This is a genomic window from Superficieibacter electus, from assembly GCF_002915575.1.
Classification (GTDB): domain Bacteria; phylum Pseudomonadota; class Gammaproteobacteria; order Enterobacterales; family Enterobacteriaceae; genus Superficieibacter; species Superficieibacter electus.
The window spans coordinates 49,915-72,594 of record NZ_PQGD01000004.1 but is presented as its reverse complement, the minus strand read 5'-3'; the positions used below and the strand labels follow the sequence as shown (position 1 = coordinate 72,594).

Sequence of the window (22,680 nt, the reverse complement as noted above, 5' to 3'; positions counted from 1 at the left end):
GAAGAGATGCCAATGATTAGCCGTCATTAAACCGTCTCAGGAGGTTGAAAAGGATAGCCGCAAGTGATGATTTCCATTATCTGCGGCAGCCATGGCATCCCTGGAATTTTGACCAGCGCCGGATAGAAAATCTGCGGCGAGGGAAAGAGATCGACGACGTGACAGCATGATAGCTTAGCCGCCTCAACTTCAGAGGACGGCAGCAGAGTGGCCGCCATCAGCCCGGATTCCAGCCAGTCGAGGATCACCCCCGGCTGGGTGATGTGCATAATGACATCCGGTGTTACGCCCCCTTTACGGAAAAGATCCAGGAGTATCTCGTAGGTGCCTGAATCCTTCGCCCGGTGCAGTAATACTAACGGAAATGCCGCCAGCGCATGATAGTCAAAAGGCTCCTGCGGTTTCTCAGCCAGACACTTTTTACTGATCACCGCCACCAGCCTGACCGGATCGAAAGAGACAAAATCATAACCTTCGCTGCGATAAGGTCGCTGAATAAGTGCAAGGTCTACCGCGCCTTCGTTCAGCATTGTTTCCAGGTGACTGGAATCGGTAACGGAGATATTGATCTCCGCACGCGGGTGCCGCTTATATAACTCAAGAAGCAAAGGCTTAAAATAGCTCTGAAACAAATGTGTTAAGCCTATTCGCAAACGAAACTTATCCTGATGAGCTATTTCCACCGTTTCTCGCGCCGTATCTTCAACCTGACGTAATATTTCACATGCTTTTCGATAAAGGAAATATCCCGCTTCGGTGGGTTCTATACGATTGCCCCGGCGAATAAATAAGGCGACGTGAAGCTCCTCTTCCAGTTCCTGAATGCGTTTACTCAAAGGTGGCTGCGCCATATTAAGTGCTTTCGCCGCCTGGCTTACCGAACCGTGCTCCACCACCCGACAGAAATATCGTAACCTTTTAAGATCCATAATTCCTCTCTTTGCCGTGCAGCAGTATCCCACTTCTATGCCAAAAGTAAATATTCCCTGTAAATCAGCAAAACAGGTATTAATTAATAAAAAATTAACATTTCGATAAAGTTAACTTTTTTGATCTACCTTGCCTCTGGTAAACGGTATTTGTCTTATTCACAGGGAAAAAATAGTGTATCAGCCATCATTTTTCATACGGATGGAACAATAATGGCAAATTCAGATAATAAAGTGGTACATGATTTACGTTCTGCGCTCGCGTTACTCAAAACGTTGCCCGGTGAATATGTCGAAACCAGTACCGAAGTTGACCCCCATGCGGAGCTTTCCGGCGTTTATCGTTACGTCGGCGCAGGCGGCACCTGCCAGCGTCCAACACGCAAAAATGGACCGGTCATGGTATTCAATAAAATCAAAGGCTTTAATGACATTAGCGTTGCTATCGGGCTTAACGGCTCACGCCAGCGTGTCGGTCATTTTTTGAACTGCGCGCCAGAAAAACTGGGGCATTTACTGAAGGATTCAGTACAACACGCTATCGCTCCGGTAACGATAGAGGATAACGCGCTTTGCCAGCAGGTTGTGCATCTGGCAAGCGACCCGGATTTTGATTTGCGTAAATTGCTGCCCGCGCCGACCAATACAGAAGAAGACGCGGGTCCTTACATCACCATGGGGCTGTGTTACGCCTCCGATCCGCAAACGCATGAATCCGATATCACCATTCACCGACTGTGTGTGCAAAGCCGCGATGAACTCTCAATGTGGCTGACGCCGGGACGTCATATTGATGCTTTCCGCATGAAAGCGGAGGCAATGGGTGAACCGCTGCCAATCTCTATCAGCATCGGGGTCGATCCCGCCATTGAGATCGCCGCCTGTTTTGAACCACCGACCACCCCGCTGGGCTTCAACGAATTAAGTATTGCCGGTGCACTTCGCGGCCATGCGGTAGAGATGGTGCAATGCATGACCATCAATGAGAAAGCCATTGCGCATGCCGAGATCGTTATTGAAGGCGAGTTATTGCCAACTGTGCGTGTGCGGGAAGATCAGAACACCCGGACGGGAAGAGCGATGCCGGAGTTTCCCGGCTACACCGGTGAAGCGAAAGAGGCGATCCCGGTCATTAAGGTGAAGGCCGTTACTCACCGTAAAAATCCGATGTGGCGTACCACTGTCGGTCCTGGCGAGGAACACGTCAATATGGCCGGGATCCCGACGGAAGCCAGCATTCTCGATATGGTGGAACGCGCCATGCCGGGCAAGCTGCTTAATGTTTTCGCGCACTCCGCGGGCGGCGGCAAATTACTGGCCGTGTTGCAATTTAAAAAGACCTCACCGGCAGATGAAGGCCGTCAGCGTCAGGCAGCGCTACTGGCATTCTCCGCTTTCCCGGAACTGAAACACGTTATCCTGGTGGATGAAGATGTGGACATTTTCGACAGCGATGATGTGATGTGGGCGATGCAAACACGCTATCAGGGCGATGTGGATACTGTATTTATCCCCGGCGTGCGCTGCCATCCGCTTGACCCGTCGCAGGTACCTGAATATAGCCCGTCCATACTGCAACAAGGAATGTCCTGTAAAACGATATTCGACTGCACCGTACCATTCCATCTGAAGCACAATTTTGAACGTTCAAAATTCAAAGAAGTAGATGTCAAACGCTTCCTGCCGGACTTCAGCTAAGGAGCGCTGACGATGAAACCACGCATCATCCTCGGCATCAGCGGTGCATCAGGTTTTCAATATGGCGTAAAGGCGCTGGAACTTCTTCAGCCCCTGCCGCCAGAGGTTCATCTGGTCATTTCGAAGGGCGCAGAAAAAACCTGCGAGCTGGAAACAGATTACCGTCTGGATGAAGTGATGGCGATGGCCGATGTCGTGCATCCCATCGGCGATTTAGGTGCGTCAATTTCCAGCGGATCGTTTAAAACCGTGGGAATGCTGATAGCCCCCTGCTCCATGCGTACGCTGGGGGCTATTGCGCACGCGCTGACCGATAATTTGCTGACCCGGGCGGCAGACGTGGTGCTAAAAGAACGGCGACGTCTGGTGCTTCTGGCACGAGAAACGCCGCTCAACCTTGGGCATATTCGCAATATGCAGGCGGTCACCGAAATGGGGGGGATCATCTTTCCGCCCGTTCCGGCGCTATATCAACGTCCGCCCACGGTGGACGCCATTATTACCCATAGCGTGAGCCGTGCTCTGGATCTTTTCGATCTTGAGATAAATACAATCCCACGCTGGGGGGAAGGCAAACTCAATCACGATCGTTAATATCCAAAGGAAAATTCAAAATGTTAATTGGTCCATATGTAAATGGCTCGGCAGTAATTATTGGCGGGCTGCTGGGAGCGTTCGCCGGGGGAAAACTTCCTGAACGTGTTAAAACGGCGCTACCAATGACGTTCGGGCTATGTTCGGTCGGTCTTGGTATTACGCTGGTATTAAAAGTAAAATATATGCCCGCCGTGGTACTGGCCATGGTGATCGGCGCGATCATCGGCGAAGTATTGCATCTGGAAAAAGGAATCGGGAAAGCAGCGGGATCCACCCGTGGAATAATCAACAGAGTACTTCCCGCCGTGCCAGGTTTAACGCATGAGGAATTTACCGAAAAATTCGTTGCTATTCTGGTATTATTTTGCGCCAGTGGTACCGGTATTTTTGGCGCAATGACGGAAGGTATGAGTGGAGATCCATCAATCCTTTATATCAAAACCATTCTTGATCTATTTACGGCAGGTATTTTTGCCACCTTGTTAGGCTATTCGGTAATGACGATAGCAATTCCACAAGTAATTATTCAGATTGCTCTCGCCATGCTCGCAGTATTCATCCTGCCTATGATTACTCCACAAATGATGGCCGATTTTTCCTGTGCGGGTGGGTTATTGATGGTCGCAACGGGCCTGCGTATCTGTAATATCAAAATGTTTCCTGTCGCAAATATGCTGCCAGGACTGGTTTTGGTAATGCCTTTCTCGCATTTTTGGGCTACGCTTGTCGGCTGATTTTTATGAAGACCCGAGCAAATCCTCGGGTCCTTTTTGGCTGAGGAGTATCCATGATCAAGGAACATGTCATTTTACTGGATGCACAGGGTAGTCCCTCCGGCACGCTGGAAAAGTATGCGGCTCATACGGCATCAACGCCTCTACATCTGGCTTTTTCATCATGGTTGTTCAATACGCAGGGACAGCTTCTGGTGACGCGCCGCGCGCTGAGCAAAAAAGCCTGGCCCGGCGTGTGGACCAACTCGGTCTGCGGGCATCCGCAGGAGGGAGAGAGTTTTGAACAAGCCATTTTCCGCCGCTGCCGCTTCGAGCTTGGCGTCGACGTTGCCAGTCCGGTGCTGGTCTATCCGGCCTTCCGCTACTGTGAAACCGACCCTTCAGGCATTATGGAAAACGAAGTTTGCCCGGTCTATGCCGCGCAGGTTATCAGCGACATCCAGCCGAATCCCGACGAAGTAATGGATTGCCAGTGGATCGCACTGGAAGAGATGTTTCATGCGCTGGCCGTCACGCCGTGGGCGTTCAGCCCGTGGATGGTCCAGCAGGCATCGTCTGCTGACGCGCGCGACGCACTGCAACGTTATATCTACACGGCATAAAAAAAGCCCCGACGCGCTAAACGCCGGGGCTCATTCAGTACACCAGACTTATTTCACCGGACGCATCGCCGGGAACAGGATCACGTCGCGGATGGTGTGGCTATTGGTGAACAGCATGACCATACGGTCAATACCAATACCCAGACCGGCGGTCGGCGGCAGACCATGTTCCAGCGCGGTCACGTAGTCTTCGTCGAAGAACATCGCTTCGTCATCACCCGCCGCTTTAGCATCAACCTGATCCTGGAAGCGCTGCGCCTGATCTTCGGCATCGTTCAGCTCGCTAAAGCCGTTACCGATTTCACGGCCGCCGATGAAGAATTCAAAGCGGTCGGTGATTTCCGGGTTCACGTCGTTACGGCGCGCCAGTGGAGAAACCTCTGCCGGATATTCGGTGATGAAGGTCGGCTGGATCAGATGCGCTTCTGCCACTTCTTCGAAGATCTCGGTCACGATGCGGCCCAGGCCCCAGCTCTTCTCAGGTTTGATACCGATAGATTCGGCAATCGCTTTAGCAGAGTCGAAATTATCCAGCTCGGCCATTTCCGTTTCCGGACGGTATTTCTTGATGGCTTCGCGCATGGTCAGTTTTTCAAACGGCTTGCCGAAATCAAACGTCACATCGCCGTAAGGCACTTCAGTTTTGCCCAGAACGTCCTGCGCCAGCGTGCGGAACAGGGATTCGGTCAGCTCGATCAGATCTTTGTAATCCGCGTATGCCATATAGAGTTCCATCATGGTGAACTCTGGATTATGGCGAACGGAGATGCCTTCATTACGGAAGTTACGGTTGATTTCGAACACACGCTCAAAACCACCGACCACCAGACGTTTCAGGTACAGTTCCGGCGCGATACGCAGGTACATGTCCAGATCCAGCGCGTTATGATGGGTGATGAACGGACGCGCAGACGCGCCGCCAGGGATCACCTGCATCATCGGGGTTTCCACTTCCATAAAGCCGCGGCCGACCATGAACTGACGAATACCCGCCAGGATCTGCGAACGTGCTTTAAAGGTGTTGCGCGATTCATCGTTAGAGATGAGATCGAGATAGCGCTGACGGTAGCGCGCTTCCTGATCCTGCAAACCGTGGAATTTGTCCGGTAGTGGACGCAGCGCTTTGGTCAGCAGACGCAGTTCGGTGCAGTGGATCGACAGCTCGCCGGTTTTGGTTTTGAACAGTTTGCCTTTCGCGCCGAGGATGTCGCCGAGGTCCCATTTTTTGAACTGCTCGTTGTAAACGCCTTCCGGCAGGTCGTCACGGGCAACATACAGCTGAATGCGGCCACCTACATCTTGCAGGGTAACAAAGGACGCCTTGCCCATAATACGACGGGTCATCATACGGCCAGCCACGGTTACTTCAATGTTCAGCGCTTCCAGCTCTTCGTTTTCTTTGGCATCAAAGTCAGCGTGCAGTTGGTCTGAGGTGTGATCGCGACGAAAATCGTTCGGGAAGGCAATTCCCTGCTCGCGCAGACCAGCCAGCTTCTCGCGACGTGCTTTCAGTTCATTATTAAGATCGGCCGCCGCGTCAGCGCTCTGTACGTGTTGTTCAGACATGTTGGTTCCTCATAACCCTGCTTTTAAACTTGCTTCAATGAATTGGTCCAGGCTGCCATCCAGCACCGCCTGCGTGTTACGGGTTTCAACCCCGGTGCGCAGATCTTTAATGCGAGAGTCATCAAGGACATAAGAACGGATCTGGCTACCCCAGCCGATGTCAGATTTGTTATCTTCCATCGCCTGTTTCTCAGCATTTTTCTTCTGCATTTCCAGCTCATAAAGCTTCGCTTTCATCTGCTTCATGGCCTGGTCTTTGTTTTTATGCTGAGAACGGTCGTTCTGACACTGGGTCACCGTGTTGGTCGGAATGTGCGTAATACGGACGGCCGACTCAGTACGGTTAACGTGCTGACCACCGGCACCGGACGCGCGGTAGACGTCGATGCGCAGGTCGGCCGGGTTGATTTCGATATCAATATCGTCGTCCACTTCCGGGTAAACAAACGCGGAGCTGAACGAGGTATGGCGACGGCCGCCAGAGTCGAACGGACTCTTACGTACCAGACGGTGTACGCCGGTTTCGGTACGCAGCCAGCCGTAGGCGTAATCACCGGAGATCTTGATAGTCACGGATTTGATACCCGCCACTTCACCTTCAGACTCTTCGATAATTTCGGTTTTAAAGCCGCGCGCTTCTGCCCAGCGCAGATACATACGTTCCAGCATGCTGGCCCAGTCCTGCGCTTCAGTACCGCCGGAACCGGCCTGGATATCAAGGTAGCAGTCAGCGTTGTCGTATTCACCCGAGAACATGCGGCGGAATTCCAGCTGCGCCAGTTTTTCTTCCAGCACGTCCAGTTCGGCGACAGCCTCGTTGAAGGTTTCGTCGTCTTCGGCTTCGACCGCCAGATCCAGCAGTCCGGAAACATCCTCCAGCCCCTGAGTCATTTGATCCAGTGTTTCAACGATAGCTTCAAGAGAGGAGCGTTCTTTACCCAGCGCCTGCGCGCGTTCAGGTTCGTTCCAGACGTCCGGCTGCTCCAGCTCGGCGTTTACTTCTTCAAGACGCTCTTTCTTGGCATCATAGTCAAAGATACCCCCTAAGAACGCCGGAGCGATCCGTGAGGTCCTGAATGCGGTTTTTTACCGGATTAATTTCAAACATAGTCAGGTTTCTTTTATTGGACGTGTCAAAATGCAGTTATAAGGGTGAGATTGTACCCAATTCACGGCTTTTTTTATACACAGAAAATTAGTCGGGATGTATCGCGATGTAAGGTCAAAAATACCCGGCAGACTCGCCATAATCATCTGCCGGATTTTGAAACTGACGGTTAATGTCAGAGGCTATATCGGCCAGATGTGGTCGATAATAATTTGCAAACTGCGGTTGCCGCGAAACTCATTAATATCAAGTTTGTAAGCCAGTTCAACCTCGCGCACGCCGTTGTCCGGCCAACAGGTGGTATCCACATTAAACGCGATACCGTCAAGTAAGGGACCGCCGCCGACCGGCTCGACCATCACTTTAAGATGACGTTCGCCGACGATGCGCTGCTGTAGCAGGCGGAAGCGGCCGTCAAACAGCGGTTCCGGGAACATTTGCCCCCAGGGACCGGCGTCGCGCAGCATCTCTGCGATTTCCAGCGTCATCTCGCCGGGCGAGAGCGGTCCGTCGGAAACCACTTCCCCCTGCAATAATGCCGGATCGAGCCATTCAGTAATCAGCTCACCGAAACGCTGCTGGAATTCGTCAAAGCGCGCTTCGTCCAGCGACAGCCCGGCTGCCATTGCATGACCGCCGAATTTGATAATCAGATCCGGGTAGAGGGTATCCAGACGCTCCAGCGCGTCGCGCATATGCAGACCAGCAATGGAACGGCCCGAGCCTTTCAGGGTACCGTCTCCGGCAGGCGCGAAGGCAATCACCGGACGGTGAAAACGCTCTTTAATCCGCGAGGCCAGAATGCCCACTACTCCCTGATGCCATTCGGGATGATACATCGCCAGCCCGCCGGGCAGCGCCTCGCGGCTGCGCTCCAGCTTTTCACACAGCGCCAGCGCTTCGATTTGCATCCCCTGCTCGATCTCTTTGCGCGTCTGGTTGAGCGCATCAAGTTCGCTTGCCAGCACCCGCGCTTCGGCGATGTTCTCACACAGCAGCAGCGCAACGCCGACCGACATATCATCCAGCCGTCCGGCGGCGTTCAGCCGTGGCCCCAGGGCGAACCCCAAGTCGCTGGCGGCGAGCCGGTGCGGTTCACGACGAGAAATTTCCAGCAGGGCTTTAATGCCTGGCCGACATTTCCCTGCGCGAATGCGATTCAGCCCCTGCCAGGTCAGGATACGGTTGTTGGCATCCAGCGGCACCACATCCGCTACCGTACCGAGCGCCACCAGATCCAACAGCTCGGCCAGGTTGGGCATGGCAATACCACGCGCCTCAAACCAACCTTGCTCACGCAGGTGCGCACGCAAGGCCAGCATCAGGTAAAACGCCACGCCCACGCCCGCCAGCGATTTCGACGGGAAGGGGCAGTCGCGCAGGTTAGGATTAACGATCGCTTCAGCGTCTGGCAGCGTGTCGCCGGGCAGGTGATGATCGGTGATCAGGACCGGTATTCCCAGGGCATGCGCCCGCTCGACGCCGGTAATGGATGAAATGCCGTTATCCACGGTCATGATCATCTGCGCACCGCGCGCATGCGCCTGATCGACCACTTCCGGACTTAAGCCGTAGCCATCTTCAAAACGGTTCGGCACCAGGTAGGCCACGCTCTCACAGCCCAGCGCCCGCAGTGCCAGCACGCTGAGCGCGGTACTGGTTGCCCCATCGGCATCAAAGTCGCCGACCACGACGATCCTAAGCCCTTCGCGAAGGGCGTTGTAAAGCATATCGACCGCTTTCTCAATGCCGGTCAACTGCTGCCAGGTCAGCATGCCTTTGACGCCGCGCTCCAGATCCTGCGCATGCTTTACGCCGCGACTGGCATAGAGGCGTCGCAGCAGGACGGGCACATCGGCAGGGAGATCCGCGGTTTCATCCACCTCTCGGCGGCGTAGTTGTATCGGTTGTTTCACGCGAATTATTTACCGCCGGTCTGTTTTTGATGCTCGTCGAGGAACGCTTTCATCTCTTTCGGCCCCTGATAACCCGGCACTACGTTGCCATCGCTCAGAACGATAGCCGGGGTGCCGTTAACGCCAAACTGGATGCCGAGGGCATAATGATCGGCAATGTCGATGTTGCAGGACGCCGGCTTAACGCCTTTGCTGTTCATTGCATCATCAAAAGCCTTGTTGCGGTCTTTGGCGCACCAGATGGCTTTCATATCCTGCTCAGGCTGGCTTTGCAGGCCGGCTCGCGGGAAGGCAAGATAACGCACGGTGATCCCCAGCGCATTGTAATCGCTCATCTCTTCATGCAGCTTGTGACAATAACCGCAGGTGATGTCGGTAAAGACGGTGATAACGTATTTCTCCTGTGGCGCTTTATAGATGATCATCTCTTTTTCCAGCGCGTTCAGGTGTTTCATCAACAACTGGTTGGTGACATTGACCGGCTGAGCGCCGCTGACATCATACAGTGGTCCCTGGATCATATGCTTGCCGTCATCAGACACGTACAGCACGCCGCTGTTGGTCAGCACGGTTTTCATGCCAGCAACGGGTGAAGGTTGAATGTCGGTACTTTGCACGCCAAGTTTGGTCAGCGCCTGCTGGATTGCCGCATCGTCTGCCTGAGCCAGACCGCTAAAGGCCGTCGTCAACAGCGAGAGGAGCAATAAACCTTTTTTCATATCTTATCCTTTTAGATCGGGCAATCACGCACGCGGATGATGCTGCTGGTGTAATTGCCGTAAGCGTTCAGTGGCTACATGGGTGTAGATTTGCGTCGTAGAAAGATCGCTATGGCCCAGTAGCATTTGCACGACGCGCAAATCCGCGCCGTGGTTAAGTAAATGGGTGGCAAACGCGTGACGCAGCACGTGCGGTGACAACTTTTCGCTGTCGATACCGGCCAGAGCCGCATAATGCTTAATGCGATGCCAGAAGGTCTGGCGGGTCATCTGCTGAGCGCGCTGGCTGGGAAACAGCACGTCGATGGAGACGCCGTTCAATAACCACGGGCGACCGTGCTCCAGCCAGGTTTCCAGCCAGTACACCGCTTCTTCGCCCAGCGGCACCAGCCGCTCTTTATTGCCTTTGCCGATCACCCGCACCACGCCCTGCCGCAGGCTGATATCGCTCATAGTCAGCCCGACTAATTCTGAAACCCGCAGGCCGGTGGCGTACAGGACTTCCAGCATCGCTTTATCGCGTAATTCCAGCGGCTGATCGGTGACCGGCGCTTGCAGCAGGCGTTCAACCTGCTGCTCGGATAAATCTTTCGGCAACCGCTGCGGCAGCTTTGGCGAGGCCAGCAGCGCACTCGGATCGTCAGCGCGGACCTTCTCACGGTACAGATGCTGGAAAAACCGCCGCGTGGCGCTTAGCAATCGCGCGGAACTGGTCGCTTTATAACCACCTGCCAGACGTTCTGCCAACAGCGACTGGAGATCATCATGCTGGACAAGCTCCACAGATAGCCCCCGGTGATGCAGCCACTCCACCAGCATAGTCAGATCGCGACGATAGGCGCTGAGCGTATTTTCCGCCAGGTTACGCTCCAGCCAGAGCGCATCAAGAAACTGTTCTATACGTGCAAGATCCTGTTCCATCCGTGCCTCTTTACCCTTTCTGCTGCTGCATTATGCCTGATTAATTCCCGTTTCTGGTACACTGGACGCAAAGTCACAGCAAGAATTGAGACGTTTACGCAATGAACATAGGTCTTTTCTACGGTTCCAGCACCTGCTACACCGAGATGGCGGCAGAGAAAATTCGCGACATCATCGGGCCGGAACTGGTCACGCTGCACAACCTGAAAGATGATTCCCCGACGCTGATGGAACAGTACGATGTCCTTATTCTGGGCATTCCTACCTGGGATTTCGGCGAAATTCAGGAAGACTGGGAAGCCATCTGGGAACACCTCAGTGCGCTAAACCTGAAGGGCAAACTCGTTGCCCTGTATGGCATGGGCGATCAATTAGGCTACGGCGAGTGGTTTCTTGACGCGCTCGGTATGCTTCACGATGAACTGGTCGCCCATGAGGTCAAATTCATTGGCTACTGGCCCACTGAAGGCTATGAATTTACCAGTAAAAAACCGATTATCGCTGACGGTAAACTGTTCGTCGGCCTCGCCCTGGATGAAACCAACCAGTACGATCTCAGTGATGAGCGCATCCAGACGTGGTGTGAGCAAATCCTTATGGAAATGGCTGAGCATTTCTCCTGAGCCTGTTAATGTCGCGCTGGCTGTTGCATTAACAGCCGGCGCAGATCCCGCCATTCACCGCTTTCCATGCTATCCGCTGCCAGCCACAGATGCTGTCGCCGCCGGCTACCTAATTTGCGCAGCCTGAGCATCATGCCGCTTTTCAGCATCCACGGCGCACCCGTGATCTCCCACTCCTGCCCTTGCCAGCGCAGGCGAGAGTTCATCATCAGCTTGATTTCCCCCTGACAGGCGTTAATACGCCGCTGGCTACGCACGCAGTCAAAGACCACCAGCGATAACAGCAGCAGCCATAGTGGCATATAACTTAACGGCCACGGCATCAGCAGAATAATGGCAGCGACCACACCATGAATCAGAAGAGATAGCCACTGTGAGCGCCAGGAGACGCGTAAATCAGATTGCCACAGGACCACGTTCCCGATTCCGTGTTTGAATTAATTGCACCATGCGTTGTAGCTCAGTATCAGCGGGTTTTCCATGGTTCATCAACCAGTTAAACAGATCCGGATCGTCGCATTCCAGGAGGCGAATGAAGAGATGTTTGTCATCGTCACTCAGCGTGTCGTACTCGTATTCAAAAAAAGGCATGATGGAAATATCGAGCTCGCGCATACCGCGGCGGCACGCCCAGTGGATACGGGCTTTATTATTAATATCCATGTTTTCAATCCTGCGTCGCTATATCGGGTTAGTGTAACGCGTTTTAATGACTTACTTTACAGGATTATTGTGCGATGCGAGGCTGATTCCACTTAAAAACCTGTAAAATTAATTATTTCCTCACTATCTCCTTGCTGGTTAATCGTCGAAAACGGCACAAAAGGCCTGTTAAAAGCGCTTGCAATGGCAACTGGCTCTTTTACCATGAGTTATATTCTTACTTCGCGTTATGCAACCAGGACAACATTATGGCTTTTACTCCGTTTCCTCCGCGCCAGCCTTCCGCCTCTGCGCGTCTGCCGCTGACGCTTATGACACTTGATGACTGGGCACTGGCTACCATTAGCGGCGCGGACAGCGAAAAGTATTTGCAGGGTCAGGTGACGGCCGACGTAGCCGCATTAAGCGAACATCAGCATTTGCTGGCGGCGCACTGCGATGCCAAAGGCAAGATGTGGAGCAACATGCGCCTGTTCCACCATGCGGGTGGCTTTGCGTGGATTGAGCGCCGCAGCCTGCGTGATGCACAGCTTACCGAGCTAAAAAAATACGCGGTATTTTCCAAAGTGACTATTGCCGCTGACGATGAGTCCGTATTGCTGGGCGTAGCCGGATTTCAGGCGCGTGCCGCGCTGGCAAATCTGTTCAGCACCCTACCGGACGCCGACAAACCGGTGGTGAAAGACGGGGAAACGTCGCTGCTGTGGTTTGCGCATCCCGACGAGCGCTTTCTGCTGGTGACCGATGCGGCTACCGCGCAGCGCGTTACCGATGCCCTGCGCGGCGAGGCGCAGTTTAATAACAGCCAGCAATGGCTGGCGCTGAATATCGAAGCGGGTCTGCCGGTCATCGACGCGGCAAACAGCGGGCAGTTTATCCCGCAGGCTACCAATTTGCAGGCACTGGGCGGTATCAGCTTCAAAAAAGGCTGCTATACCGGACAGGAGATGGTCGCCCGCGCCAAATTCCGTGGCGCGAACAAACGTGCGCTCTGGTCGCTGGCAGGCCACGCCGGCCGCGTGCCGCAAGCCGGGGAAGATCTGGAGCTGCAAATGGGTGAAAACTGGCGTCGCACCGGCACCGTGCTGGCCGCCGTCCAGCTGGACGACGGTCGCGTGCTGGGTCAGGCGGTGATGAATAACGACATGGAGCCAGACAGCGTCTTTCGCGTGCGTGATGACGTGAATACACTGCATATTGAGCCGCTGCCGTATTCGCTGGAAGAAAATTAAGTTTTACCTGCCCCGGCAAGCGCCGTGCTGCCGGGACGCTTATACCTGCCCAATATACAAATAAATCGCCAGGAAGTGACACACGCTGCCGCCGAGAACGAAGCCGTGCCAGATGGCGTGGTTATACGGAATACGCTTGCAGACGTAGAAAATCACCCCCAGCGAATAGACGATACCGCCCACTGCCAGCAGCGTAACGCTCCCCGCCGCCAGCTTAACCGCCATTTCATAAATCACAACCAGTGACAGCCAGCCCATTGCCAGGTAGGTCACCAGTGACAAGACTTTAAATCGATGCGCAATGGTCAGTTTGAACAAAATCCCCAGCAGCGCCAGACTCCAGATGACGATCATCAGCCCACGCGCCAGCGGTGAATTCAGTCCCACCAGCAGAAATGGCGTATAGGTCCCGGCGATCAACAGGTAAATCGCACAATGGTCAAACTTTTTCAGCCATATTTTGGCCCGCTGGTGGGGGATGGCGTGGTAGAGCGTTGAGGCCAGAAAAAGCAGGATCATACTGCCGCCGTACAGGCTGTAGCTGGTGATGGCCGTCGCGCTGGCGTTGCTGTCTACCGCTTGTACCAGCAGCAAAACCAGTCCCACGATACCGAACACCAGCCCAATACCATGGCTGATACTATTAGCAATTTCCTCTGCCAGTGAATATCCCTGCGTCATTAACGGTTTACGACCCATAGTGAACTCCGGAAGAACTGACGACATGCACGATGCGCCACTAGAGTAACTGAGAATGATTCCAGTGAACACCTGTTCGCTAAAATAAAAGTTAGCGTAAAATAATGAACTTAAAATCAAAAAGATAATCGCAAAAATAAACTTACAGATGTTTCTTTTTTTGCGGTTAAAAATCAAACACATGGCAAGAATCGTATCAGGCTTCCCGAACGCAGCCGTTAAACGGCATAATAGTGACTTCTGTTTTCACCCTGGATTATCGCGACCGTGAGCATTTTTACCCATTCTGCTATCGCCACGCTGAACAACCTTGAGATGAAGGTTTATCACTATGTCATCAAAAACCGCGATGCCGTCATGTATATGACCATCCGCGAGCTGGCGGATGCGGCTGAAGTGTCAACCACCACTGTGTTACGCTTTTGCCGCAAGCTCAATTGCGAGGGGTATTCGGAATTTCGCGTGCGTTTTAAACTCTATCTTGAACAGAACGAACCACAGCAGCCTGACTTTGGTGCCAGCGAAATTATTAGTTTTTTTAAGAGCGTGAATAATGATGAGTTTGATAAATTATTAGATCGCGCGGTCGATATTATTCTCGCGTCTGAGCGTATTATTTTTGTAGGCGCAGGCACCTCTGGTTCGCTGGCAAAATATGGTGCACGATTCTTTTCTAATGTCGGAAAATTCAGTAACCACATCGACGATCCCTATTTTCCGGTGACCAACGATATGGCGAAGAATGCACTGGCAATTGTATTGTCTGTTTCTGGCGAAACGGAAGAGATTTTGCGCTTTGCCAGCCAGTTCAGCCTCCACCATTGTAAGGTGCTTTCCATTACCAGCCATGAGCAGTCACGACTGGCAAAGCTGGCCGACTTTAACCTCTCGTGGCACGTTTCTCAGACACGAGTAGGCGGTGTGTATGATATAACTACCCAGGTACCGGTTATTTATATTCTCGAATCTCTGGGCCGCAAGCTGGCAAAAAAACTCGGCTAAAACACAGTGTTTTTTCGATGTAACAAATCACAACCTGCACTATTTGTTATATCGTGACATTTATTAACGTATTTGCCAGACTCAGACGCAGAAAGTAATAACCTGAGGCTGTGCCAAAATGAAAGAATTAACATTACCAAAGGATTTTCTGTGGGGCGGAGCAGTCGCTGCACATCAGGTGGAAGGCGGCTGGAACAAAGGTGGCAAAGGCCCCAGCGTTTGTGACGTACTGACAGGGGGTGCTCATGGCGTATCGCGTGAGATCACAGAGCAAGTCGTTGCAGGCAAATATTACCCTAATCATGAAGCAGTCGATTTTTATAGCCATTATAAAGAGGATATAAAACTCTTTGCCGAACTGGGCTTCAAATGCTTTCGCACTTCTATCGCCTGGACGCGTATTTTCCCGCAGGGCGATGAGCTTCAGCCGAACGAAGAAGGGCTACAGTTCTATGACGACATGTTTGATGAACTGCTCAAATACAATATTGAACCGGTGATCACCCTCTCCCACTTTGAGATGCCCTTGCACCTGGTGCAACAGTACGGTGGCTGGACCAGCCGTCGCGTGGTGGATTTCTTTGTTCGCTTCGCGGAAGTGGTTTTCGAGCGCTACAAAAATAAGGTCAAATACTGGATGACCTTTAATGAAATTAATAACCAGCGCAACTGGCGTGTGCCGCTATTTGGCTACTGCTGCTCTGGCGTGGTATTTACCGACCACGACAATCCGCAAGAGACGATGTACCAGGTATTACATCACCAGTTTGTTGCCAGCGCTCTGGCAGTAAAAGCTGCACGGCGTATTAATCCAGAAATGCAGGTGGGCTGTATGCTGGCGATGTCCCCTGTTTATCCGTTTTCCTGTAAGCCGGAAGATGTAATGTCTGCGCAGGAAGTTATGCGTGAACGCTATCTGTTCACCGACGTTCAAATGCGCGGCTATTATCCCTCATATGTGCTCAAGGAATGGGAACATCACGGATTTACGATCAATATGGAAGCGGGCGACGAGCAACTTCTGCGCGAAGGAACCTGCGCTTATCTTGGCTTCAGTTATTACATGTCCAACGCAGTGAAAGCCGAAGAGGGAAAAATTGCTAACCCACATGTTAAGGCTTCCGATTGGGGCTGGCAGATTGACCCGGTTGGTTTGCGCTACGCTTTATGTGAGCTTTATGAGCGCTATCAGAAGCCGTTATTCATCGTTGAGAATGGTTTTGGCGCGTACGACAAGGTTGAAGATGATGGCAGTATCAACGATGACTATCGCATCGACTACTTGCGTGCGCATATAAAAGAAATGATTAAAGCCGTTACCGTGGATGGCGTGGATCTGATGGGTTATACGCCATGGGGCTGTATCGACTGTGTATCTTTCACGACGGGGCAGTACAGCAAGCGCTACGGCTTTATTTATGTGAATAAACATGACGACGGCACCGGCGACATGTCCCGTTCACGCAAGAAAAGCTTTGCGTGGTATCAGGGTGTGATCGCCAGTAACGGCGAGAGTCTCTGAGTCGCAATTGCCCTCACCCTAACCCTCTCCCTCAGGGAGAGGGAACGTGCGGTGGAAGACACGATGCTGAGAGGGAACGTTCGGTCGATAACTCAGGGCGTTTCGACATTCACTGCACAAGATGACAACGCCGCTCGGCTCCCTCTTCACGCAAGAAAAGCTTTGCGTGGTATCAGGGTGTGATCGCCAGTAACGGCGAGAGTCTCTAAGTCGCAATTGCCCTCACCCTAACCCTCTCCCTCAGGGAGAGGGAACGTGCGGTGGACGATACGATGCTGAGAGGGAACGTGCGGTGGACGATACGATGCTGGGAGGGAACGTGCGGTGGACGACACGATGCTGAGAGGGAACGTTCGGTGGATAACTCAGGGCGTTTCGACATTCACTGCACAAGATGACAACGCCGATCGGCTCCCTCTCCCTCAGGGAGAGGGCTGGGGTGAGGGGCAAGAGCGGCAACACGGGTCTCGTAACGCTATAGTCACTTACTTCCCGCCCGCCAGTTCGATGAAACTTCCCGTCACGTAGGAGGCTTTCTCACTCAGTAGCCAGGCGATCGCCTGCGCCACCTCCTCCGGCTGGCCGCCACGTTGCATTGGCAAAAGCGATTTTACCCGATCCACGCGCCCTGGCTCACCGCCTGAAGCGTGCATCTGCGTATAAATAAATCCTGGCCGCACGCCATTTACACGTATTCCCTGCGCGGCAACTTCCAGCGCCAGCCCTGCGGTAAGCGTATCCACCGCGCCTTTTGAGGCGGCGTAATCCACATATTCGCCAGGTGCACCGAGTCGCGCAGCCGCGGAAGAGACATTAACGATGGCTCCCCCTTGCCCACCGTGCCGGTGCGACATGCGTTTCACCGCTTCACGGCAGCAAAGAAAGTACCCGGTGACATTGGTGGTCAATACGTGGTTAATCCGTTCCGCGGTTAAATTCTCAATCGTGCTTTGTTCAAATAAAATTCCCGCATTGTTCACCAGCGCGGTAAGCGGTTCGCCCGTACGATCGATAGCATCAAACATCGCTATCACCTGCGACTCATCACTGATATCAGCACGTAACGAGAACGCACGACCGCCGCTTTCAGAAATGGTATCAATAACCTCGGTTGCCGCCTGAATATTGTGGTGAAAATTAACCGCCACCGTATAGCCTTCATCCGCGAGTTGTAAGGCGCTTGCCCGTCCAATGCCCCGGCTGGCTCCGGTTATCAGTGCTATGGCCATTTCCCCTCCTGCTGATAAAAAAAACCGGGTAGCGCGAACGCTGACCCGGCTTATCATACTGTAGCCTTTATTATTGATATTCGCTCAACGGTACGCAGGAGCAGAATAAATTACGATCGCCATAAACATCATCAAGGCGTTTAACCGTCGGCCAATATTTATTCACCGATCCAGCCGGGAAAACGGCCTCTTCACGACTATAGCAATGCTGCCACTCCGCGACCAGCTCCCGCTGCGTATGAGGGGCGTTAACCAGCGGATTATCGTCCAGCGTCCATTCGCCATTCTGCACGCGAGCGATTTCGGCACGGATCGCCAGCATCGCGTCAATAAAGCGATCCAGCTCCATCTGGCTTTCTGATTCCGTTGGTTCCACCATCAGCGTTCCCGCCACCGGGAAGGACATCGTTGGCGCATGGAAACCATAGTCAATCAGGCGCTTGGCAATATCCAGCTCGCTAATGCCGGTAGCTTCTTTAAGCGGGCGAATATCAAGAATGCACTCATGCGCCACGCGGCCGTCACGGCCAGTGTACAGCACCGGGAAAGCCTCTTTCAGACGGCTGGCGATATAGTTGGCATTGAGGATTGCTACCTGGCTTGCCTGCTTTAACCCTTCTGCGCCCATCATGCGGATGTACATCCAGCTGATCGGCAAAATGGATGCGCTGCCAAACGGTGCGGCGGAAACCGCGCCCTGACGGGTCAGCATACCTTCAATTTGTACCACGCTATGTCCCGGCACGAACGGTGCCAGATGCGCTTTGACGCCAATCGGTCCCATCCCCGGGCCGCCACCGCCGTGCGGGATGCAGAACGTTTTATGCAGGTTGAGGTGGGAAACATCGGCACCAATAAAGCCCGGCGAGGTAATGCCGACCTGGGCGTTCATGTTCGCGCCATCGAGGTATACCTGACCGCCAAAGTGATGCACGATTTCGCAGACTTCGCGGATGGTTTCTTCATACACGCCATGAGTGGACGGGTAGGTCACCATGATGCAGGAAAGATTTTCGCTCGACTGTTCGGCTTTGGCACGCAGATCGCTAAGGTCAATGTTACCGTTTTTATCGCAGGCAACCACCACCACACGCATCCCCGCCATCTGGGCTGACGCCGGGTTAGTCCCGTGGGCAGAGCTGGGGATCAGGCAGATATCACGATGGCCTTCGTTACGGCTTTCATGATAATGGCGGATCGCCAGCAGGCCCGCGTATTCACCCTGTGCGCCGGAGTTCGGCTGCATACATAGCGCATCATAGCCCGTCAGTTTTACCAGCCAGTCGGAAAGCTGATTGATCATCTGATGATAGCCTTCGGCCTGATCTGCCGGGCAGAATGGATGCAGTTCAGCAAATTCCGGCCAGGTGATGGGGATCATCTCTGCGGCAGCGTTCAACTTCATGGTACAGGAGCCGAGCGGGATCATCGCCTGGTTCAGCGCCAGATCTTTACGCTCCAGGGAGTGCATGTAGCGCATCATCTCGGTTTCGCTGTGGTAGCGATTGAACACCGGATGGGTCAGGATCGCGTCATCACGCAGCATGGCGTCAGGAATGGCGCGGCTGTCGTGGGCGACGTCTTTGTCGAGCGCATGAATGTCCAGCCCGTGATCGTCGCCAAGGAGTACGGTAAACAGCGCCAGCACGTTGTCGCGGGTGGTCGTTTCATCGAGCGTAATGCCTACCGCGTTGTGAATATCGCTGCGCAGGTTAATCTCCGCCGCTTCAGCACGCGCCAGCACGGCGGCTTTATCGGCCACTTCTACGCAAAGCGTATCGAAATAATGAGCGTGACGGAGTTTCAATCCTTTCTGCTGCAGGCCGGTCGCCAGAATATCAGTAAGACGATGGATGCGATTGGCAATGCGTTTCAGCCCTGCCGGTCCGTGGTACACGGCATACAGGCTAGCAATGTTGGCCAGCAGCACCTGTGAAGTACAGATATTGGAGTTAGCTTTCTCGCGGCGGATGTGCTGCTCACGGGTCTGCATTGCCATACGCAGCGCCGTGTTGCCTGCGGCATCTTTCGACACGCCAATAATACGCCCCGGCATGGAACGTTTAAATTCGTCTTTTGCGGCAAAGAAAGCGGCATGCGGACCGCCGTAACCCATCGGTACGCCGAAACGTTGGGCAGAGCCAAAGACGATATCCGCCCCCTGCTTGCCAGGTGCGGTCAGTAGCACCAGCGCCATAAAATCAGCGGCGACGCTGACGACGATTTTACGCGACTTCAGCTCGCTGATGAGGACGCTGTAGTCGTGGATTTCACCGGTCGTGCCGACCTGCTGCAACAGCACGCCGAAGACATCCTGGTGATCCAGCACTTTATCTGCATCATCAACGATGATGTCAAAACCGAAGGTTTCCGCGCGGGTGCGCACCACGTCGAGAGTCTGTGGATGGACATCAACGGCCACGAAGAAACGGTTAGCATTTTTCAGCTTGCTGATGCGTTTTGCCATCGCCATCGCTTCGGCGGCGGCGGTCGCTTCATCCAGCAGTGAGGCGGAGGCCATATCCAGCCCGGTCAGGTCGAGCGTGACCTGCTGGAAGTTAAGCAGTGCTTCCAGACGCCCCTGGGACACTTCCGGCTGATACGGCGTATAGGCCGTGTACCAGCCCGGGTTTTCCAGCATATTACGCAGGATCACGGGCGGCAACTGGACGTTGGTGTATCCCATGCCGATGAACGAGGTAAAGCGCTTATTGCGGCGGGCAATGGTCTTCAGTTCCGCCAGCGCGGCGTATTCCGTGGCGGCGTCACCTGTCTGCGGTGGCGTGGCAAGCTGGATGTCTTTTGGCACAATCTGGCCGATCAGCGCATCCAGTGACGTGGCACCAACGGCGTTGAGCATTGCCTGCTGCTGCCCGGCATCGGGTCCGATATGGCGTTCAATGAAAGCGCCGCTGTTTTCAAGCTGACTTAACGTCTGGGTCATGAGCGAGGGTTCCTGAAACATTCGGTGAATCGTGATCTTCGTAGGCCGGATGCCCGGTGGCGCTGCGCTTACCGGGCCTACAAATGGGTATTTATTCCGGCGTCATCATTGTGCCAACCGGATGCCCGGCGGCACTGCGCTTACCGGGCCTACAAATTAGTGTTTATTCCGGCGTCATCGTTGTGCCAACCGGATGCCCGGTGGCGCTGCGCTTACCGGGCCTACAAATGGGTGTTTATTCCGGCGTCATCATTGTGCCAACCGGATGCCCGGTGGCGCTGCGCTTACCGGGCCTACAAATGGGTGTTTATTCCGGCGTCATCATTGTGCCAACCGGATGCCCGGTGGCGCTGCGCTTACCGGGCCTACAAATGGGTGTTTATTCCGGCGTCATCATTGTGCCAACCGGATGCCCGGTGGCACTGTTGAGGCCGGACAGGCGCAGCCATCCGGCATGGGATTTACTCGTCTTCCAGCAGCGCGTCGTAGGCGGTGGCGTCCAGCAGGGCGTCAATTTCAGACTCATCGCTGGCTTTGATTTTGAAAATCCAACCGCCTGCATACGGCTCGCTGTTGACCAGTTCCGGTGAGTCACCCAGCGCGTCGTTGACCGCCACGATTTCGCCGCTAATTGGCGCATAAATGTCGGAGGCCGCTTTTACGGACTCCGCCACCGCGCAGTCATCGCCCGCACTAACGGTCGCGCCAACATCTGGCAGGTCAACAAACACCATATCGCCCAGCAGTTCCTGTGCGTGTTCAGTAATGCCGACGGTATAAGTACCGTCCGCCTCTTTACGCAGCCATTCGTGTTCTTTACTGTATTTCAGTTCCGCAGGTACATTGCTCATCGCTCATTCTCCAAAAGGTACATTACGCAACGGTTTTACCATTGCGAACAAAAACAGGTTTTGTCACTTTCACCGGCATTTCACGGTTGCGAATTTGCACAATCGCCGTGTCGCCAATGCCGGCTGGTACACGCGCCAGCGCAATGCTGTAGCCCAGCGTCGGCGAGAACGTACCGCTGGTAATAATGCCCTCCTGCGGGTTGCCTGCCGCGTCGGTGAAACGGACCGGCAGTTCGTTACGCAGCACGCCTTTTTCGGTCATCACCAGTCCAACCAGCTGTTCTGTGCCCTTCGAACGCTGGGACTCAAGTGCTTCACGGCCAATAAAATCGCGATCGGCAGGCTCCCATGCAATGGTCCAGCCCATATTTGCCGCCAGCGGAGAGACGCCTTCATCCATCTCTTGCCCGTACAGGTTCATACCCGCTTCAAGACGCAGCGTATCGCGCGCACCCAGCCCGCAGGGTTTTACCCCCGCCGCAACCAGCGCCCGCCAGAAATCCGCCGCCTGCTCATTGGGTAACGCAATTTCGTAGCCCGCTTCACCGGTATAGCCGGTAGTGGCGATAAACAAATCACCTGCCTGAACGCCAAAAAACGGCTTCATGCCCGTCACCGCCTGACGCTGCTGTTCAGTAAACAGCGCAGTCGCCTTCGCCTGTGCATTCGGCCCCTGCACGGCAATCAGCGAGAGGTCATCACGCACGGTGATATCGATGGCGTAAGATTCAGCATGCTGGGTTATCCAGGCGAGGTCTTTTTCACGGGTGGCGGAGTTGACGACCAGACGGAAGAAATCTTCGCTAAAGAAGTAGACGATAAGATCGTCAATCACTCCACCAGACGCGTTAAGCATGCCGGAGTAGAGCGCCTTGCCTGGCGTCTTCAGTTTTGCCACGTCGTTAGCCAACAGGTAGCGCAAAAATTCCCGGGTGCGGCTGCCACGCAGATCGACAATAGTCATATGCGAGACGTCAAACATACCGGCATCAGTCCGGACCGCGTGGTGCTCATCAATTTGAGAACCGTAATGCAGCGGCATCATCCAGCCGTGAAAATCCACCATTCGCGCGCCGCACTGCGTGTGTTGTTCATACAACGGAGTCTGTTGAGCCATCTTTTCCT

Annotated in this window: 21 protein-coding genes; 8 read left to right on the top strand and 13 right to left on the bottom strand. The window is 53.9% G+C overall.

Annotated elements, in window-relative coordinates; translation table 11 throughout:
* Positions 1-26 precede the first annotated feature (26 nt).
* The gene (locus tag CHU32_RS05760) at positions 27-929 is read right to left on the bottom strand and encodes a LysR family transcriptional regulator (protein ID WP_103675129.1); all 903 of its coding nucleotides are present in this window, start codon (positions 927-929) and stop codon (positions 27-29) included.
* Positions 930-1,142: 213 nt separating this feature from the next.
* Between CHU32_RS05760 and CHU32_RS05755 the strand changes: the two genes are divergently transcribed.
* From CHU32_RS05755 to idi, 4 genes are read left to right on the top strand one after another with little or no spacing between them, the layout of a single operon-like run.
* Positions 1,143-2,627, top strand: a complete 1,485-nt coding sequence (locus tag CHU32_RS05755) for a UbiD family decarboxylase (RefSeq protein WP_176691635.1) — start codon at positions 1,143-1,145, stop codon at positions 2,625-2,627.
* A 12-nt stretch (positions 2,628-2,639) separates the two neighbouring features.
* Positions 2,640-3,221 carry a UbiX family flavin prenyltransferase gene (locus CHU32_RS05750; RefSeq protein WP_103675128.1) on the top strand — a complete coding sequence of 194 codons (582 nt, stop codon included), beginning with the start codon at positions 2,640-2,642 and terminating at the stop codon, positions 3,219-3,221.
* Between the two features lie 20 nt (positions 3,222-3,241).
* Positions 3,242-3,958, top strand: coding sequence for a DUF554 domain-containing protein (locus tag CHU32_RS05745; RefSeq protein WP_103675127.1), 717 nt, complete (start codon positions 3,242-3,244; stop codon positions 3,956-3,958).
* A gap of 53 nt (positions 3,959-4,011) precedes the next feature.
* The gene (gene idi / locus CHU32_RS05740) at positions 4,012-4,560 is read left to right on the top strand and encodes an isopentenyl-diphosphate Delta-isomerase (RefSeq protein WP_103675126.1); all 549 of its coding nucleotides are present in this window, start codon (positions 4,012-4,014) and stop codon (positions 4,558-4,560) included.
* A 48-nt stretch (positions 4,561-4,608) separates the two neighbouring features.
* On the opposite strand, the gene lysS is transcribed toward idi, so the two are convergent.
* From lysS to xerD, 5 genes are all read right to left on the bottom strand, one after another.
* Positions 4,609-6,126, bottom strand: coding sequence for a lysine--tRNA ligase (gene lysS / locus CHU32_RS05735; RefSeq protein ID WP_103675125.1), 1,518 nt, complete (start codon positions 6,124-6,126; stop codon positions 4,609-4,611).
* Between the two features lie 9 nt (positions 6,127-6,135).
* Positions 6,136-7,234 (bottom strand): peptide chain release factor 2 gene (gene prfB / locus CHU32_RS05730; protein ID WP_103675124.1). Its coding sequence is split into 2 segments (ribosomal slippage): positions 6,136-7,158 and positions 7,160-7,234, totalling 1,098 coding nucleotides; the frame shifts between segments, so codons are not numbered across the junction.
* Between the two features lie 182 nt (positions 7,235-7,416).
* Positions 7,417-9,150 carry a single-stranded-DNA-specific exonuclease RecJ gene (recJ, locus tag CHU32_RS05725; protein ID WP_103675123.1) on the bottom strand — a complete coding sequence of 578 codons (1,734 nt, stop codon included), beginning with the start codon at positions 9,148-9,150 and terminating at the stop codon, positions 7,417-7,419.
* Between the two features lie 5 nt (positions 9,151-9,155).
* Positions 9,156-9,869 (bottom strand): bifunctional protein-disulfide isomerase/oxidoreductase DsbC, encoded by a 714-nt coding sequence (gene dsbC, locus CHU32_RS05720; RefSeq protein ID WP_103675122.1) that lies wholly within the window; start codon positions 9,867-9,869, stop codon positions 9,156-9,158.
* A gap of 24 nt (positions 9,870-9,893) precedes the next feature.
* Positions 9,894-10,790: a site-specific tyrosine recombinase XerD gene (gene xerD / locus CHU32_RS05715; RefSeq protein ID WP_103675121.1), complete on the bottom strand. Its 897-nt coding sequence runs from the start codon at positions 10,788-10,790 to the stop codon at positions 9,894-9,896.
* A 101-nt stretch (positions 10,791-10,891) separates the two neighbouring features.
* On the opposite strand from xerD, the gene fldB reads away from it, so the two are divergent.
* On the top strand, positions 10,892-11,413 hold the full coding sequence (gene fldB, locus CHU32_RS05710) for a flavodoxin FldB (protein ID WP_103675120.1): 522 nt from the start codon (positions 10,892-10,894) through the stop codon (positions 11,411-11,413).
* A gap of 5 nt (positions 11,414-11,418) precedes the next feature.
* Here the strand turns inward: fldB and CHU32_RS05705 are convergent, their stop codons facing one another.
* Positions 11,419-11,829 carry a protein YgfX gene (locus CHU32_RS05705; protein WP_103675119.1) on the bottom strand — a complete coding sequence of 137 codons (411 nt, stop codon included), beginning with the start codon at positions 11,827-11,829 and terminating at the stop codon, positions 11,419-11,421.
* Positions 11,810-12,076: an FAD assembly factor SdhE gene (sdhE, locus tag CHU32_RS05700; RefSeq protein WP_103675118.1), complete on the bottom strand. Its 267-nt coding sequence runs from the start codon at positions 12,074-12,076 to the stop codon at positions 11,810-11,812. The genes CHU32_RS05705 and sdhE overlap by 20 nt, the downstream gene beginning before the upstream one ends.
* 248 nt (positions 12,077-12,324) lie before the next feature.
* On the opposite strand from sdhE, the gene ygfZ reads away from it, so the two are divergent.
* Positions 12,325-13,308, top strand: a complete 984-nt coding sequence (ygfZ, locus tag CHU32_RS05695) for a tRNA-modifying protein YgfZ (protein ID WP_103750803.1) — start codon at positions 12,325-12,327, stop codon at positions 13,306-13,308.
* Between the two features lie 39 nt (positions 13,309-13,347).
* Here the strand turns inward: ygfZ and trhA are convergent, their stop codons facing one another.
* Positions 13,348-14,007, bottom strand: coding sequence for a PAQR family membrane homeostasis protein TrhA (trhA, locus tag CHU32_RS05690; protein WP_103675116.1), 660 nt, complete (start codon positions 14,005-14,007; stop codon positions 13,348-13,350).
* A gap of 273 nt (positions 14,008-14,280) precedes the next feature.
* Here trhA and CHU32_RS05685 point away from each other — a divergent pair, with 273 nt between their 5' ends.
* On the top strand, positions 14,281-15,009 hold the full coding sequence (locus CHU32_RS05685; RefSeq protein ID WP_103675321.1) for a MurR/RpiR family transcriptional regulator: 729 nt from the start codon (positions 14,281-14,283) through the stop codon (positions 15,007-15,009).
* 118 nt (positions 15,010-15,127) lie between these two features.
* Positions 15,128-16,531, top strand: a complete 1,404-nt coding sequence (locus tag CHU32_RS05680; RefSeq protein ID WP_103675115.1) for a 6-phospho-beta-glucosidase — start codon at positions 15,128-15,130, stop codon at positions 16,529-16,531.
* Between the two features lie 485 nt (positions 16,532-17,016).
* Here the strand turns inward: CHU32_RS05680 and CHU32_RS05675 are convergent, their stop codons facing one another.
* The 4 genes from CHU32_RS05675 to gcvT all read right to left on the bottom strand — a co-directional run bounded on the left by CHU32_RS05675 (position 17,017) and on the right by gcvT (position 22,672).
* On the bottom strand, positions 17,017-17,760 hold the full coding sequence (locus tag CHU32_RS05675) for an SDR family oxidoreductase (protein WP_103675114.1): 744 nt from the start codon (positions 17,758-17,760) through the stop codon (positions 17,017-17,019).
* Positions 17,761-17,830: 70 nt separating this feature from the next.
* On the bottom strand, positions 17,831-20,704 hold the full coding sequence (gene gcvP / locus CHU32_RS05670) for an aminomethyl-transferring glycine dehydrogenase (RefSeq protein WP_103675113.1): 2,874 nt from the start codon (positions 20,702-20,704) through the stop codon (positions 17,831-17,833).
* Positions 20,705-21,165: 461 nt separating this feature from the next.
* Entirely contained in the window at positions 21,166-21,555 is a 390-nt protein-coding gene (gene gcvH, locus CHU32_RS05665) for a glycine cleavage system protein GcvH (protein WP_103675112.1), read from the bottom strand.
* Positions 21,556-21,577: 22 nt separating this feature from the next.
* Positions 21,578-22,672 carry a glycine cleavage system aminomethyltransferase GcvT gene (gene gcvT, locus CHU32_RS05660; protein WP_103675320.1) on the bottom strand — a complete coding sequence of 365 codons (1,095 nt, stop codon included), beginning with the start codon at positions 22,670-22,672 and terminating at the stop codon, positions 21,578-21,580.
* Between the last annotated feature and the right edge of the window lie 8 nt (positions 22,673-22,680).

Excerpts from the sequence above, each read along its gene's own strand:
- CHU32_RS05760 (WP_103675129.1), bottom strand. The coding sequence starts at position 929 with ATGGATCTTAAAAGGTTACGATATTTCTGTCGGGTGGTGGAGCACGGT.
- CHU32_RS05755 (WP_176691635.1), top strand. The coding sequence starts at position 1,143 with ATGGCAAATTCAGATAATAAAGTGGTACATGATTTACGTTCTGCGCTC.
- CHU32_RS05750 (WP_103675128.1), top strand. The coding sequence starts at position 2,640 with ATGAAACCACGCATCATCCTCGGCATCAGCGGTGCATCAGGTTTTCAA.
- CHU32_RS05745 (WP_103675127.1), top strand. The coding sequence starts at position 3,242 with ATGTTAATTGGTCCATATGTAAATGGCTCGGCAGTAATTATTGGCGGG.
- idi (WP_103675126.1), top strand. The coding sequence starts at position 4,012 with ATGATCAAGGAACATGTCATTTTACTGGATGCACAGGGTAGTCCCTCC.
- lysS (WP_103675125.1), bottom strand. The coding sequence starts at position 6,126 with ATGTCTGAACAACACGTACAGAGCGCTGACGCGGCGGCCGATCTTAAT.
- dsbC (WP_103675122.1), bottom strand. The coding sequence starts at position 9,869 with ATGAAAAAAGGTTTATTGCTCCTCTCGCTGTTGACGACGGCCTTTAGC.
- xerD (WP_103675121.1), bottom strand. The coding sequence starts at position 10,790 with ATGGAACAGGATCTTGCACGTATAGAACAGTTTCTTGATGCGCTCTGG.
- fldB (WP_103675120.1), top strand. The coding sequence starts at position 10,892 with ATGAACATAGGTCTTTTCTACGGTTCCAGCACCTGCTACACCGAGATG.
- sdhE (WP_103675118.1), bottom strand. The coding sequence starts at position 12,076 with ATGGATATTAATAATAAAGCCCGTATCCACTGGGCGTGCCGCCGCGGT.
- ygfZ (WP_103750803.1), top strand. The coding sequence starts at position 12,325 with ATGGCTTTTACTCCGTTTCCTCCGCGCCAGCCTTCCGCCTCTGCGCGT.
- trhA (WP_103675116.1), bottom strand. The coding sequence starts at position 14,007 with ATGGGTCGTAAACCGTTAATGACGCAGGGATATTCACTGGCAGAGGAA.
- CHU32_RS05680 (WP_103675115.1), top strand. The coding sequence starts at position 15,128 with ATGAAAGAATTAACATTACCAAAGGATTTTCTGTGGGGCGGAGCAGTC.
- CHU32_RS05675 (WP_103675114.1), bottom strand. The coding sequence starts at position 17,760 with ATGGCCATAGCACTGATAACCGGAGCCAGCCGGGGCATTGGACGGGCA.
- gcvP (WP_103675113.1), bottom strand. The coding sequence starts at position 20,704 with ATGACCCAGACGTTAAGTCAGCTTGAAAACAGCGGCGCTTTCATTGAA.
- gcvH (WP_103675112.1), bottom strand. The coding sequence starts at position 21,555 with ATGAGCAATGTACCTGCGGAACTGAAATACAGTAAAGAACACGAATGG.
- gcvT (WP_103675320.1), bottom strand. The coding sequence starts at position 22,672 with ATGGCTCAACAGACTCCGTTGTATGAACAACACACGCAGTGCGGCGCG.